This window comes from Pseudomonas sp. St290, from assembly GCF_018325805.1.
Classification (GTDB): Bacteria; Pseudomonadota; Gammaproteobacteria; order Pseudomonadales; family Pseudomonadaceae; genus Aquipseudomonas; species Aquipseudomonas bijieensis.
The window spans coordinates 3,607,008-3,622,831 of the sequence record NZ_AP014703.1; the positions used below are offsets into that span (position 1 = coordinate 3,607,008).

The 15,824-nt window shown below is 62.4% G+C and carries 10 protein-coding genes; all 10 read left to right on the forward strand.

Annotated elements, in window-relative coordinates:
* Positions 1 to 73 precede the first annotated feature (73 nt).
* Entirely contained in the window at positions 74 to 1,105 is a 1,032-nt protein-coding gene (locus tag PBDP_RS15745; RefSeq protein WP_212800904.1) for an alpha/beta fold hydrolase, read from the forward strand.
* 11 nt (positions 1,106 to 1,116) lie between these two features.
* On the forward strand, positions 1,117 to 2,079 hold the full coding sequence (locus PBDP_RS15750) for a D-2-hydroxyacid dehydrogenase family protein (RefSeq protein WP_212800905.1): 963 nt from the start codon (positions 1,117 to 1,119) through the stop codon (positions 2,077 to 2,079).
* Between the two features lie 648 nt (positions 2,080 to 2,727).
* Complete coding sequence (gene glgA, locus PBDP_RS15755; RefSeq protein WP_212800906.1) at positions 2,728 to 4,299, forward strand: glycogen synthase GlgA; 1,572 nt, start codon at positions 2,728 to 2,730, stop codon at positions 4,297 to 4,299.
* Between the two features lie 7 nt (positions 4,300 to 4,306).
* Complete coding sequence (gene treZ / locus PBDP_RS15760; RefSeq protein WP_116832506.1) at positions 4,307 to 6,109, forward strand: malto-oligosyltrehalose trehalohydrolase; 1,803 nt, start codon at positions 4,307 to 4,309, stop codon at positions 6,107 to 6,109.
* Positions 6,106 to 8,184, forward strand: coding sequence for a 4-alpha-glucanotransferase (gene malQ / locus PBDP_RS15765; RefSeq protein WP_176687768.1), 2,079 nt, complete (start codon positions 6,106 to 6,108; stop codon positions 8,182 to 8,184). Before treZ ends, malQ begins: the two co-directional genes overlap by 4 nt.
* A complete protein-coding gene (locus PBDP_RS15770; RefSeq protein ID WP_212800907.1) occupies positions 8,181 to 10,967 on the forward strand; it encodes a malto-oligosyltrehalose synthase in 2,787 nt (928 codons plus the stop codon). Before malQ ends, PBDP_RS15770 begins: the two co-directional genes overlap by 4 nt.
* A 20-nt stretch (positions 10,968 to 10,987) precedes the next feature.
* Positions 10,988 to 11,329, forward strand: coding sequence for a DUF2934 domain-containing protein (locus tag PBDP_RS15775; RefSeq protein WP_116832509.1), 342 nt, complete (start codon positions 10,988 to 10,990; stop codon positions 11,327 to 11,329).
* 206 nt (positions 11,330 to 11,535) lie between these two features.
* The gene (gene glgX, locus PBDP_RS15780) at positions 11,536 to 13,695 is read left to right on the forward strand and encodes a glycogen debranching protein GlgX (protein WP_109754191.1); all 2,160 of its coding nucleotides are present in this window, start codon (positions 11,536 to 11,538) and stop codon (positions 13,693 to 13,695) included.
* 249 nt (positions 13,696 to 13,944) lie between these two features.
* Positions 13,945 to 14,709 carry a PIG-L deacetylase family protein gene (locus PBDP_RS15785; RefSeq protein WP_109754192.1) on the forward strand — a complete coding sequence of 255 codons (765 nt, stop codon included), beginning with the start codon at positions 13,945 to 13,947 and terminating at the stop codon, positions 14,707 to 14,709.
* A gap of 273 nt (positions 14,710 to 14,982) precedes the next feature.
* The gene (locus PBDP_RS15790; protein WP_269154783.1) at positions 14,983 to 15,747 is read left to right on the forward strand and encodes an endonuclease/exonuclease/phosphatase family protein; all 765 of its coding nucleotides are present in this window, start codon (positions 14,983 to 14,985) and stop codon (positions 15,745 to 15,747) included.
* Positions 15,748 to 15,824 lie beyond the last annotated feature (77 nt).

The window sequence follows — 15,824 nt, forward strand, 5'->3', positions numbered from 1 at the left end:
TTCGATTGCCTGTGGTTAATGTCGCCATAATCGGGCCGCACCAGGATCGGCGGCGGCCATAAGGAGATTGACCATGTCCCGCATCACCGCGCGCTGGTTGCCCAGCCTGTTCCTCACCGCCGCCCTGCCCCTGCTCGCCCAGGCCGCCAACCCGCCTGAAGGCCCGGCCTACGGTGCGCAGTTGGAGGGCTTCGAATACCCCTACACCCTCAAGCATTTCGCCTTACAGTCCCAGGGCCAGTCGTTACAGATGGGTTACATGGACGTGCCAGCCCAAGGCAAGGTCAATGGTCGCACCGTGATGCTGATGCACGGCAAGAACTTCTGCGCCGCCACCTGGGGCGATTCGATCAAGACCCTCAGCGAGGCCGGATACCGGGTCATCGCGGCGGACCAGGTCGGCTTCTGCACATCGAGCAAACCCGAGCATTACCAGTACAGCTTCCAGCAATTGGCAAGCAACACCCAGGCCTTGCTCAAGGCCCTCGGTGTGCAGAAAGCCATCATCCTCGGTCATTCCACCGGCGGCATGCTCGCCACCCGTTACGCCTTGCAGTTTCCCGACCAGGTCGAACGCCTGGCGATGGTCAACCCCATCGGCCTGGAAGACTGGAAAGCCTTGGGCGTCCCCTATCGCACTGTGGATCAATGGTACGCGCGGGAGCTGAAAGTCACCGCCGAGGGCATTCGCAACTACGAGCGCACGACCTATTACGCAGGCCGCTGGAAGCCTGAGTTCGAGCGTTGGGTAGACATGCTCGCCGGCTTGAACAAAGGCCCGGGGCATCGCCAAGTGGCGTGGAACTCGGCGCTGATCTACGACATGATCTTCACTCAGCCGGTCTATTACGAGTTCAAAGACCTGACCGTACCCACCCTGCTGCTGATCGGCACCTCCGACACCACCGCCATCGGCAGTGACATCGCGCCGCCGGCGGTCAAGGCCAGGCTGGGTCACTACGAGGTGCTGGGCAAACAGGTGGCCGAGCTGATTCCCCGTTCGACTCTGGTGGAGTTCCCCAATCTGGGGCATGCCCCGCAGATGGAAGAGCCGGACCGGTTCCACAAGGCCCTGCTGGGCTGGTTGGACAAACCCATTCCCTGACGAGGTGTTCCATGGCGGTGCAAATAGCAGTCATAGACGATTGGCAAGATGTGGCACGTGGCGTGGTGGATTGGTCGGTGCTGGACCGCATCGGCCAGGTGACGTTTGTCCACGACTATCCCGCCGACCGCGACACCCTCGCCGAGCGCCTGCAGCGCTTCGAAGTGATCTGCGTGATGCGTGAGCGCACCTTGTTCGACGAAGGCCTGCTGCGCCGCCTACCCAATCTCAAGCTGTTGCTCACCGGTGGTATGCGCAATGCCGCCCTGGACCTCAAGGCTGCCGCCGAACTGGGCATCCAGGTGTGCGGGACCGACAGCTACAAGCACGCCACGCCCGAACTGACCTGGGTGCTGATCATGGCCCTGACCCGCAACCTGGTACAGGAAGCCAATGCCCTGCGCGCCGGCCTCTGGCAGCAAGGCTTGGGCGGCGACCTGCACGGCAAGACGCTGGCGATCCTCGGCCTGGGTAGCATCGGTACGCGGGTGGCGCAGTTCGGCCAGGTATTCGGCATGCGGGTGATCGCCTGGAGCCAGAACCTCAGCGCCGAGCGAGCCGCCGAAGTCGGCGTGACCTACGTCAGCAAGCAGGCCTTGTTCGAGCAGGCCGACATTCTTTCGATCCACCTGGTGCTCGGTGAACGCACCCGCGGCCTGGTGGATGCCCAGGCACTGGCCTGGATGAAGCCCGAGGCGCTGCTGGTCAACACCTCACGCGGGCCGATCGTCGATGAAGCCGCCCTGATCGACGCCCTCCAGCACCAGCGCCTGGCTGGCGCCGCCCTGGACGTCTTCGCCCAGGAGCCCTTGCCAGCCGCCCATCCCTTCCGAACCCTGGAAAACGTACTGGCCACGCCTCATGTGGGTTACGTCAGCCGACAGAATTACCAGCGGTTCTATTCCCTGATGATCGAAGACCTGCTGGCATGGGCGGCGGGCCAGCCGATTCGGTTGCTGACGCCGACGGGCTGAGCCCCGGCCCCAAATATCCTGAATACCTCTCTGTGGGAGCGGGCTTGCTCGCGAATGCTGTTTGTCAGCCACACATTTGCTGGCTGATACACCGCATTCGCGAGCAAACCCGCTCCCACAGGATAGTGTGCTTCCAGCGCAGACAATAGCCATCAAAACGCCTCTATTCCGCCCGCCCCCCAATGGTGCATCACGCCATTCCATCGCGCACGCCGATGACACAAGGCTGCCCCTTTACACCTTTTTGTTTTCAGGAAACTGCACTTCGTCGGTGCGTATCCCTCTTTGTCGTGTAGGAGATTGCCGACAAAAACCGTGATTGTCGGACAATGCGACGAACCGAGCCGCACCGCTCTAAGTTCTGACCTAGACTGCCTAACCGGGGAGAAAACCGACCGGTCATCCGGACGAAAAAAAGTCGAAACTTTTCGCAACGGCGACAGGTCAGGTTAGAGGTAGGGCAACAGCGACTGGTGCAGTCCTTGCACTGGTCATTGCAACAGCTCCTTCACAGCTGATTCGCTTCGCCGCATTGGGTAGCCGTTCGCTTTCCTTGCGTAGCGCTTGTGCGCCTGGCCGCAGGATTCGGCCAATGAAACAACAGCTCTGGCGCTTGCCGGAAACAGATCGAGAAAATGGGAGATATTTATGATCAGTGCTGCCTTGGAACCACAACAAGTCCGTTCGCAATTACCGCCGGCGGCCGAATCGCCAACGGCACCGGTGCTGGCCACCGGCGGCAAGGCACTGCTCCCCGTCGTTCGACAGAATCCCAACCGCAAGAAAGTATTGTTCGTCACTTCGGAAATCGCCGACCTGGTAAAGACCGGCGGCCTGGGCGACGTCTCCTCCGCATTGCCCCGGGCCATGGCCGGGCTGCATGATGTCCGGGTGCTGATCCCCGGTTATCCGCAAGTGATGAACAGCGGTAATCCGATCCACATCATCGGCGAACTGGGCGGCCACGCAGCACTGCCGCCCTGCAAGATCGGGCGCATGGACATGGCCGACGGCCTGGTGATCTACGTACTGATCTGCCCGGAACTGTTTGCCCGCGAAGGCTCCCCCTACGGCGCCAACAACGGTCGCGACTGGCCCGACAACCACATTCGCTTCGCCCGCCTGGGCCTGGCCGCCGCCGACATCGCCGCCAACCTCGCGCAGATCCACTGGTGCCCGGACCTGGTCCACGCCCACGACTGGCCAGCCGGGCTGGCACCGGCCTACATGCACTGGCGTGGGCAACGCACCCCTACGCTGTTTACCATCCACAACCTGGCCTATCAGGGCGTCGTCAGCCTGGCGTCCTGCCCGGAACTGGGCATCCCCGAGCACGCCCTGCAACAGGAAGGCATGGAGTTCTACGGCAAGCTGTCGTTCCTCAAGGCCGGGATGGCCTACTCCAGCCATATCACCACCGTCAGCGCCACCTACGCCCAGGAAATCACCACCCCGGCGTTCGGTTGCGGGCTCGACGGTTTCCTCGCGGCCAAGACCCAACAAGGCTTGCTCAGCGGCATCCCCAACGGCATCGATGAAAGCTGGGACTCGGCCACCGACACGCATCTGTTCCGCCAGTTCGCCATGGGCGACTGGGAAGGCAAGAGAGTCAACGCAAGCCACGTGCGTGAACTCTTTGGCCTCGATGACTCCACTGGCCCGCTATTCGCGGTGGTTTCGCGCCTGGTCTACCAGAAAGGCCTGGACCTGACCGAAGCGGTCGCCGAGTTCATCGTCGATTCCGGCGGCCAGATCGCCATCATTGGCCGCGGCGAACCGGAAGAAGAACAGGCCATGCGCGAACTCGCGCTGCGCTTTCCCGGGCGCATCGGCGTGCGCATCGGCTTCAACGAAACCGATGCGCGGCGGATGTTCGCCGGCAGCGATTTCCTGCTGATGCCGTCGCGCTACGAGCCCTGCGGCTTGAGCCAGATGTACGCCCAACGCTTCGGCTCACTGCCGGTTGCGCGCAATACCGGAGGCCTGGCAGACACTATCGAAGATGGCATCACCGGCTTCCTGTTCGATGAGTCCACCGTGGAAAGCTACAAACAGGCCCTGAGCCGGGCCTTCAAGGTCTTCGAGTTCCCCGACCTGCTCAACGCCATGCGCTGCCGGGCCATGTCGGCGCCGTTCAACTGGTGCAAGGCCGTGGAACCCTACGCCGAACTCTACGAACAGCTGGTGGCTAAGTCACTGGGAAAATCGGCCAGACAATGAGGTAACAATGACGTCAAGGACGCCTGAGACATGGACCCACGGGGCGGTCATGCTGGATGAGGAGCACACCCGCTTCGCCCTTTGGGCCCCGGATGCCTTTTTTGTCAGTGTCGAGCTCGACACTGGAGATTCAATACCGCTACTGCCCCAAGCCGACGGCTGGTTCATGATCCAGACCCGTTGCCCCGCTGGCACCGGCTACCGCTACAACATCGATGGCGAGCTGGAAGTGCCGGACCCAGCCTCTCGCGCCCAGGCCGGCGATATCGATCGCCACAGCGTGGTGGTCGACCCGCATGCCTATTCATGGCGGCACACTCAATGGTCCGGCCGCCCCTGGCACGAAGCCGTGATTTACGAATTGCACGTCGGCGCCCTGGGTGGTTTCAACGGAGTCGAGCAGCATTTGGCACGCCTGGCCGGGCTGGGCGTCACCGCTATCGAGCTGATGCCGCTGGCGCAGTTTCCTGGGGATCGCAATTGGGGCTACGACGGCGTCCTGCCCTACGCACCCCAAGCCTCCTACGGCACACCCGAACAGCTCAAGCATCTGATCGACAGCGCCCACGGCCATGGGTTGTCGGTCATCCTCGATGTGGTCTACAACCACTTCGGCCCCGACGGCAACTACCTGCACCGCTACGCCAAGGGTTTCTTTCGCGAAGACAAGCACACGCCCTGGGGCGCGGCGATTGATTTCCGGCGCCGTGAGGTACGGGACTTTTTCATCGACAACGCGCTCATGTGGCTCCTGGAATACCGTTTCGACGGCTTGCGCCTGGACGCGGTACACGCCATTGAAGACCCGGACTTTCTCCAGGAGCTGGCGGCCAGGGTGCGCGAGCAGGTAGACCCGGTCCGGCATGTCTGGCTGACCGTGGAAAACGAACACAACCAGGCCAGCCTGTTGGAACACGGCTACGACGCCCAGTGGAACGACGACGGGCACAATGCCTTGCACGTACTGCTGACCGGTGAAACCGACGCTTACTACGCCGACTATGCCGAACAGCCGACGGAACAACTGGCACGTTGCCTCAGCCAGGGGTTCGTCTTCCAGGGCCACATCAATCGCCATGGCGAATCCCGGGGCGAACCCAGTGGGCACCTGCCGCCGAGTGCGTTCGTGCTGTTCCTGCAGAACCATGACCAGATCGGCAACCGAGCCCTGGGCGAACGCCTGCATCAGCTCGCCGTGCCCCAGGCACTGCAAGCGGCGACAGCCTTGTTGCTGTTGTCACCGATGATCCCGCTGCTGTTCATGGGCGACGAGGTGGCGGCCGAACAACCGTTCCTGTTCTTTACCAGCCACCACGGCGAGCTGGCAGAACTCGTACGCGAAGGCCGACGCAGCGAGTTCAAGGCCTTCAGTGCCTTTGCCGATCCGCAGAAACGCGAACAGATTCCCGACCCCAACGCGGCCAGCACCTTCGAGGCTTCACGCCCGAGCCTGGAATCGCAAGGCCCGGAGCAACAGGCCCATGAGGCGCTGTATCGACAACTGCTGAAAATTCGCCGTGAAGAAATCGTCCCGCGCCTGCCCGGTGCCCAGGCCCTGGGCGCCGATGTGCTGGGCCGTGGCGCCGTCAGCGCACGCTGGCGGCTGGGCGATGGCAGTGTGTTGCGCATCGACCTGAACCTGAGTGATCAGCCCGTCGCACACAGCGCCCCGGAAGAGGTACGCATTCTTTTCGAACATCCGCAGCCGCTCGAGGGTCTGTTGCAACAGGGCGTTCTTGCGCCCTACAGCGCGCTGGTCAGTCTGACGCAGGCGACAACCTTGCCCAACATCACTGGAGAGCGCCTATGAGCGATGCGCAACTGGAAATCCTCGCCGCAAGAGCGGGCCTGGCGGTGGATTGGATCGATGCCAATGGCCGGGCCCAGAAAGTCTCGCCGGCCGTCTTGCGCTCGGTCCTTACCGGCCTGGGCCACCCAGCCGGCAGCGCCCAGGAAATCGACGCCAGCCTGCTGCAGTTGCAGGAAGCTCAACAGAACCATCAATTGCCACCGCTGATCACCGCCGACGTCGGGGCCAGCCTGGACTTGAGCCGCTACTTCGAGGCGGGGACGCCCTGCGAAATCAAACTCGAAGATGGCGCGACACTGAACCTGAACCTCGATGCCGACGCCAAGCTGCCGGGGATGGTCCCAGTGGGTTATCAGCACGTCAGCATCCAGGACCAGCATTTCACCCTCGCCGTCGCACCGGCCCGTTGCTACAGCGTGGCCGATGCGGTGGACGACCCGACACCACGGGCCTGGGGCCTGAGCGCACAACTGTATGCCCTCAGGCGTCCCGGTGACGGCGGCTTCGGTGATACCCAAGCCCTGGAGGAACTGGCACGGGTGGCCGGCGAGCGCGGGGCCGAGGCCATTGCCATCAGCCCGATGCATGCCATGTTCAGCAGCGACACCGGGCGCTACAGCCCCTACTCACCGTCGAGCCGACTGTTTCTCAACAGCCTGTACGCGGCGCCGGGGACCATCCTCGGCGAACGCGCCCTGCGCACCGCCATCGACGCCACCGGCCTGACCAATCAACTGCGTACCCTGGAAGAGCAGCCACTGATCGACTGGCCGGTCGCCGCCCAAGCCAAACAGAAAATCCTGCGCGCCCTTTACGACGGCTTCAGCCAGGGCGAGCATCCGCTGCATGAAGACTTCAGCAGTTTCCGTCACACCAGCGGCGAAGCCCTGGAGAACCATTGCCGCTTCGAGGCCTTGCAGGCCGAACGCGCCGCCCGCGGCGAAAGCCTCGACTGGCGGCAGTGGCCGGAAGAATGGCGCGATCCGCGCAGTACGGCCTTGGGCCATTTTGCCGAAGAAAATGCCGATGAAATCGGCTTCCACGCCTTTTGCCAATGGTTGATCGCTCGCTGCCTGGAACGTGCCCAGAGCGCAGCCAAATCCAGCGGCATGGGCATTGGCCTGATCGCCGACCTGGCGGTGGGTGCCGATGGCGGTGGCAGCCAGGCCTGGAGCCGACAGGACGAACTGCTCGCTTCGCTGACCGTGGGCGCACCGCCCGACATTCTCAACCGCTCCGGCCAAGGCTGGGGGATCTCCGCGTTTTCCCCGGAAGGCCTGGTGCGTAACGGCTTTCGCGCATTCATTGAAATGTTGCGGGCCAACTTCGCCCACGCCGGCGGCTTGCGCATCGATCATGTCATGGGCTTGCAACGGCTCTGGGTGATTCCTAACGACGCCCCACCCTCCGATGGCGCCTACCTGTATTACCCGGTAGACGACCTGCTGCGCCTGCTGGCACTCGAATCCCATCGTCACCAAGCCATTGTGCTCGGCGAAGACCTTGGCACCGTGCCAGATGGCCTGCGGGAAAAACTCAGCGCCCGCTCGATCCTGGGCATGCGCGTGCTGTTGTTCGAACAGGACAACACCCACTTCAAGCCAATCCTCGATTGGCCGGACAATGCCCTGGCAACCACCAGCACCCATGACTTGCCAACGCTCAATGGCTGGTGGCACGGTCACGACATCGACTGGAACGCCCGGCTGGACCTGATCGATTCCCACACCGAAATGGACTGGCGCAAACACCGCGAGCGCGAACGTGAAGGCCTGCGCCAGGTACTGAACCAGGATCCGCAGAACTTTCGCGAGGAACACCGCGAAACCGACCAGGTACTGGATGCCAGCGTGCGCTTCCTCGGCCACACCCGCGCGCCGCTGGTGTTGCTGCCACTCGAAGACGCCCTGGGCATCGAGGAACAGGCGAACCTGCCGGGCACCATCGACACCCACCCCAATTGGCGCCGCCGCCTGACCCAGCAAAGCCAGGCGTTACTGGATGACCCGGACGCCGCCCGGCGTCTGGAAATACTCGCCTGTGCCAGACTTCAGGCGAACGAGCGTGACCGATGAAGCAGACATTGATCCAACCCCTGCGGGCAACATTGCGCCTGCAGTTTCATAAAGGCTTCACCCTGGACGATGCCATCCCCCAGGTGCCGTACTTCGCCGGGCTGGGCATCAGCCATATCTATGCCTCGCCACTGCTCAAGGCCCGGGCCGGCTCGATGCACGGCTACGATGTCGTCGACCCGACCCTGGTCAACCCCGAGCTTGGCGGCGAAGCAGCGCTCAAGCGCCTGGTCGCAGCCTTGCGCGAGCACCGGATGGGCTTGATCCTCGACATCGTTTCCAATCACATGGCCGTTGGCGGCAATGACAATCCCTGGTGGCTGGATTTGCTCGAATGGGGCCGCCTGAGCCCTTACGGTGAATTCTTCGACATCCAGTGGCACTCCCCGGACCCGCTGATGGAGGGCCAGCTGTTGCTGCCGTTCCTGGGCAGCGACTACGGCGTGGCGTTGCAGGAAGGCACCTTGAAACTGCGCTTCGATGCCGCCCATGGCCGCTTCTATGTCGAGCACTACGAACACCACTTCCCCATTTGCCCGATGTACTACGGCGAACTGCTCAAACCCGCCGAAACCCTGCCCGCCGAGCAAGCCGAGTCGCTCAAGTCCCTGGCCGAGCGCTTCACCACGCTCAATTACCAGACCGACGCCCACACCCTCGCCCGCCCACTGCAGACAGAGTTGCAAAACCTGGCGACAGATGCCGGCATCCTGAGCGCCATCGAGGACAACCTGGGCGGCTACGACTCTACCCAGCCCCAGGGCTTCGAACGCCTGCATCAATTGCTGGAGCGCCAAAGCTATCGCCTGGCCAGTTGGCGCACAGCCGCGGACGATATCAATTGGCGGCGTTTTTTCGATGTCAACGAACTGGGTGGTCTGCGGGTCGAGCGTCCGGCGGTATTCGAGGCGACCCATGCCAAGATTTTCGAATTGATCGGTGAAGGATTGGTGGACGGGCTGCGGATCGATCACATCGATGGCCTTGCCGACCCTCGCGGTTACTGCCGCAAATTGCGCAGACGCGTCGATTCGCTTTCGCCGTCGCGGCACCTGCCGATTTTCGTCGAGAAAATCCTTGGCGATGGCGAAACCTTGCGACGGGACTGGAACATCGACGGCAGCACCGGTTACGAGTTCATGAACCAGGTTTCGCTGCTCCAGCATGACCCGGCCGGTGCCGAGCCCCTTGCCGAATTCTGGAGCCGGCACAGTGAGCGACCGGCGCACTTCATTGAAGAAGCGCGCCTGGCCCGCCAACAGATTCTCAATGGTTCCCTGGCCGGCGACTTCGAAAGCGTCGCCCAGGCCCTGCTGCAAGTGGCCCGGGACGATGTGATGACCCGCGACCTGACCCTGGGCGCGATCCGCCGGGCCTTGCAAGAGCTGATCGTGCATTTCCCGGTGTATCGCACCTACATCACGCCCCTGGGGCGGTCGGCCGAAGACGAAGTGTTCTTCAACCAGGCCCTGGAAGGCGCCCGGCAAACCCTCAGCGAAGCTGACTGGCCGGTGCTCGATTGCCTGGCCGGATGGCTCGGTGGGATGCCTTGGCGGCAACGTCCGCGCGGCAGCCAGCGTAAACGCCTGCGCCATGCCTGCGTGCGTTTCCAGCAACTGACCTCGCCAGCCGCCGCCAAAGCCGTGGAAGACACCGCGCTCTATCGCTCGGCAGTGCTGTTGTCGCGCAATGACGTGGGCTATGACACCGAGCGCTTCAGCGCCCCGGCCGAGGTGTTCCACCACGCCTGCCTTGAGCGACTCGAACACTTTCCCGACAACCTGATCACCACCGCCACCCACGACCACAAGCGCGGCGAAGACACCCGTGCCAGGCTGGCCGTACTCAGCGAGCGCGCCGACTGGTATGCCGCCTGCGTGGAGCAATGGCGCATCCTTGCGCCTTCGCTGCACAGCGACCCGTCGGCGCCTTCGGCGGGTGATGAGCTGATTCTGTACCAGGCGCTGCTCGGAAGCTGGCCGCTGGACCTCAACCTGCAGGACCACAAGGCCCTGGCCGACTACAACGAACGCCTGTGGCAATGGCAACGCAAGGCCTTGCGTGAAGCCAAGCTGCAAAGCAGTTGGGCGGCCGTCAACGACGCTTATGAGCAAGCGACGCAGATGTTTCTCGAACGGTTGCTGCTGGGTGATGAGGGGCTGCCGTTGCGCAGCGCCATCGCCGAGGCGGTCCAGGCCATCGCCCCGGCAGGTGCCCTCAATAGTCTGGCGCAAACTTTGCTGCGCATGACCGTACCCGGCGTACCGGACCTGTACCAAGGCAACGAGTTCTGGGACTTCAGCCTGGTTGATCCGGACAACCGCCGGCCTGTGGACTTCCAGGCCCGCCGCGAGGCGCTACGGGCCGACAACTCTCCAGCCGCGCTGATACGCAATTGGCGTGACGGGCGAGTCAAACAGGCATTGATCGCCAGGACACTGGCCGTGCGAGCCGAGTATCCGTCGCTATGGCGCCAGGGCCGCTACCAGCCGCTGGAAGTGCTCGGCGAACAGGCCCAACGGGTACTGGCCTTCATGCGTGAGGACGGGCAACAACGGGCGATCATTGTCGCGCCTATCCATGCGGCGCACTTGCTGGAAAACAGTGCCGTGCCGCTGGTGGCTGCGTCGGATTGGGGCGATACCCGCGTGTCGTTACCGTTCGCCGCCGAGGAGGAAAAACTGAAGGGATTTTTTTCAAGTGCAACAGTCACACCCCAAAGGGAGCTGCTGATCAGCACCGCACTGGGGGATTTCCCGGTCAATGTCTTTATCCAATCTTGAGTTGAATCAGGAGCACTGCGATGAGTACCGACGATAAACGCATCCGCGAATTCGCCTATCAGATCTGGGAGTCCGAGGGTAAGCCCAGCGGGCAGGAAAAACGCCACTGGGAGATGGCGCGCAAACTCGCCGAAGCCGAAGCCCTGGCGCCCAGCAAGCCTCCCAAGGCGGCGAGCAAGTCAACGGCCAGCAAAGCGGATGGCGCCAAGCCCCCCGTGGCGACCAAGAGCACCGCTGCCAAGAGCGCTCCAAAAAGCGCGACACCCAAGGCCAAGCCTGCGACCAAACCGGTCGCGACCACCGAGGCGCAAAAGCCTGCGGATAAAAAGCCCCGGGCGGCGCGCAAACCACCAGCGGTTTGATTCATCTCCCATCGGTCTCCTTGCCAGGTGGGAGCAAAGCTTGCTCGCGAAACAAGCGCATCGCTTCATCGCCGCAACCTTTGCTCCCACAGAGAGCAACTTGTCCCACACAGCGGGGATAACTCTCCTCGCCACGGGTGAAGGGGAAACCACCCCTCTCAAGTGAACCGCATCGCTATATCTGTCTGTCTTTTGCAGGAGCAACTATGACCCGTCCAAACAAAACCACGCCGCCGCCCGTTATCGAGGCTTCGCGGATTCGTGAGGGGCTGCCTTTTCCACTGGGTGCAACCTGGGATGGCCTCGGGGTCAATTTCGCGCTGTTTTCAGCCAATGCCACCAAGGTCGAACTGTGCATTTTCGATGATGCCGGCGAAGTCGAACTCGAACGCATCGAACTGCCGGAATACACCGACGAGATTTACCACGGTTATCTGCCCGATGCCCACCCGGGATTGATCTACGGCTATAGGGTCTATGGTCCATACGACCCGGCGAACGGTCATCGCTTCAACCCGAACAAGCTGCTGATCGATCCGTACGCCAAGCAGCTGGTCGGTCAATTGAAGTGGTCCGAAGCCCTGTTCGGCTACACCATTGGCCATCCCGACGGCGACCTCAGTTTCGATGAGCGTGACAGCGCCCCGTTCGTCCCCAAGTGCAAAGTCATCGATCCGGCGCACACCTGGGGCCACGACCATCGCGTCAGCGTGCCCTGGGACAAGACCATCCTGTATGAAACCCATGTGCGCGGCCTAACCATGCGCCACCCCGCGGTACCCGAAAACCTGCGCGGTACATTCGCCGGGTTGATGGTCGACGATGTGCTGGAGCATATCCGCAAGCTGGGGGTTTCCTCGGTGGAACTGCTGCCCATCCATGCCTTCGTCAATGACCAGCACCTGCTGCACAAAGGCATGACCAATTATTGGGGCTATAACAGTATCGCCTTCTTTGCCCCGGACCCACGTTACCTGGCCAGCGGCAAGATCGCCGAGTTCAAGGAGATGGTCGCCCACCTGCACGAGGCCAATCTGGAAGTCATCCTCGACGTGGTCTACAACCACACCGCCGAAGGCAACGAGCAAGGCCCCACCCTGTCCATGCGCGGCATCGATAACGCCTCGTACTACCGGCTGATGCCCGATGACAAGCGCTACTACATCAACGACTCCGGCACCGGCAACACCCTGGACCTGAGCCATCCTTGCGTTCTGCAAATGGTCACCGATTCCCTGCGCTACTGGGCCACGGAGATGCACGTCGATGGCTTCCGCTTCGACCTGGCGACCATTCTCGGCCGCTACCATGACGGCTTCGACGAACGCCACAGCTTCCTCGTTGCCTGCCGCCAGGACCCGGTACTGCGCCAGGTGAAGATGATCGCCGAGCCTTGGGACTGTGGTCCTGGAGGTTATCAGGTGGGGCACTTCCCGCCGGGCTGGGTCGAGTGGAACGACAAGTTCCGCGACACGGTGCGTGCCTTCTGGAAGGGGGATGATGGCCAGCTCGCCGATTTCGCCAGCCGCATGACAGCCTCGGGCGAGATGTTCAACCAGCGTGGCCGGCGTCCATACGCCTCGGTGAACTTCGTCACAGCCCACGACGGTTTCACCTTGAATGACCTGGTGTCGTACAACGACAAGCACAACGAAGCCAACGACGAGAACAATCAGGACGGCAGCAATAACAACCTGTCCTGGAACCATGGCGTCGAAGGCCCGACGGACGATCCGGAGATCAACGCGCTACGCCATCGGCAGATGCGCAACTTCTTCGCCACCCTCCTGCTGGCCCAAGGCACCCCGATGCTCGTTGCCGGCGACGAATTTGCCCGTACCCAGCACGGCAATAACAATGCCTATTGCCAGGACAGTGAGATCGGCTGGGTCAATTGGGACCTGAGCGAGGATGGCGCGGCGCTGCTCAAGTTCGTCAAGCGCCTGATCAAATTGCGCCTGACCTACCCGATCCTGCGGCGCGGGCGATTCCTGGTGGGTAACTACAACGAGGACATCGGCGTCAAGGACGTGACCTGGCTGGCCCCGGACGGCAGCGAAATGACCACTGAACAATGGCAGGACGGCCATGGTCGCTGCCTGGGGATGCTGATGGACGGGCGAGCCCAGGAGACCGGTATTCGACGCAAGGGCGGCGATGCGACGCTGCTGCTGGTGGTCAATGCGCATCATGACATCGTCAATTTCAGCTTGCCGGAAGTCCCCGAGGGCAGTTTCTGGACCTGCATGGTCGACACCAACCAACCGGCCGTTCGAGGACAGGAGCGCTTCGAGTTCGATTCTGAATACTCCGTCACCGGGCGCTCGCTGCTGCTGTTCGAACTGCAACGCGAAGACGAGGAATGAAACACCCGCTGTAAGCTGCCATGAGGACCGCAAGGAAGCGGTTTTCGATGCACACCTGCCAGTTTGAAGAAAAAAATGCAGTGCAGATGCACATGTCACGAGACGAATCGGCCGAGATGGTCAATACTTCATATGCGGTAGTCTCCAGGATTCGGAGCGCTGTGAATCGCAGTCATGCCCACATCGGAACCACCGGACAGTAGGCCCGGTGCATGGCTGAAAGATTGAACACATACAAGGATGTCGCTTATGAAACCTGCCTCTCGCTTGCCTGGCCGACAGCACCCGCAAATCTGGAACAGTGCTGCGCAACTGGCCGATATTCCGATCATCAGTACCCAGACGCTCATTCCCGCCGGCGCCCGCGCGGTCATCCTCGCCCCCCATCCAGGCGATGAGGTCGGGGCCTGTGGCGGATTGCTGCAATTGCTGAGCAACCTGAACCAACCCATGTTGCTGATCTCGGTCACCGACGGAGACTTGGCCCACCCCGGCTCACCGTTGTGGACCGACGAACGCCTGCGTACACACCGCCCTCACCCCCAGGAAAGCGTGGACGCCCTGCATCGCCTTGGCATTGCGGCCAACGGCCTGCAATGGGTGCGCGGCGGCTTCCCGGAAAAGGCCCTGGCCGAACACGAGGCCGAACTGGCTAGCTTCATTGCTCGCCACCTGCGGCCCGGTGACGTGGTATTCAGCACCTGGCGCCAGGATGGCGACAGCGATCACGACACCGTCGGCCGCGCCGGGGCGCTGGCCGCCGACAAAGTCGGTGTGGCGTTCAACGAACTGCCGGTGTGGGCCTGGCACTGGCCAGTGCGCGAGCAAAATAAAATCCCCTGGCACCGGGCCCGTAAACTGCGCCTCGACGTCTGGACCACCGCCCGCAAGCGTCACGCCATGTACGCCTACGTCAGCCAACTTGCCGGCGAACCGGCGAGCGGCATCGCCCCACTGTTACCCAGGGTCATCCTTGACCGGATGGGCTTGCCCTATGAGATTGTCTTCATCTGAATACGCACCTGTAAAGCCGGGTTTGTTCGCGGAGGGCGGTGGTTCAGACACACCGCCAATCGCGAGCAGGCTCGCTCTCACATTGGATTTGCGGGGTACTGCAACATCTGCGCACGCCTGCGCCCCCTGTGGGAGCGAGCCTGCTCGCGATAGCGATCGGCAAGGATATGAAAAATCCGGAACTGCCGGCACCTTGGGTCAGTCGCATGAACAAGTACGTCTGATTCAGGAGTGAACGTGTCTCAAGATCCCGATTGGCGCGCCGTCGAACCAATGCCATCGGACGCGCCCGCGGCGGTTCATCGGCTGCGGATCCTGACGGTCAACACCCATAAGGGTTTCACCGCCCTCAATCGTCGTTTCATCCTGCCCGAACTACGCGAAGCGGTGCGCAGTACCGGCGCCGACCTGGTGTTCCTGCAAGAGGTGCTGGGCGAACACGACCGACACGCGTCACGCTACGACAACTGGCCCCAGACGTCCCAGTACGAATTCCTCGCCGACAGCATGTGGAACGATTTCGCCTACGGCCGCAATGCGGTCTACCCCGATGGCCATCATGGCAACGCTCTGCTCTCCAAGTACCCGATCCGCCAGTTCCGCAATCTCGATGTGTCCATCACCGGTCCGGAGCGGCGCGGATTGTTGCATTGCGTGCTGGATGTGCCCGGCCACGCCGCCGTCCACGGGATCTGCGTGCACCTGAGTCTCCTGGAAAGCCATCGTCAACTACAGCTCAAACTGCTCTGCCAACTGCTCGATTCGCTGCCCGAGGACGCCCCTGTGATCATCGCCGGCGACTTCAACGACTGGCAATTGCGGGGTAACCTCACCCTCGCCCGCCATGGCTCCCTGCATGAAGCCTTCGAGCACCACCACGGTCGCCCGGCCAGGACCTACCCGGCCCGTTTCCCGCTGCTGCGCCTGGACCGCATATACCTGCGTAACGCCAGCAGCCACGCCCCGCAAATACTTGGGAGCAAACCCTGGACGCACCTGAGCGATCACCTGCCACTTTCGGTGGAAGTGCATTTGTAAGGCTGATCCTGGCTGCTGTTTCTGCGCAGTGACCTGTAAGTTCTGACAGTAGCGACGCCCTTTATTCGTTGCTAGGG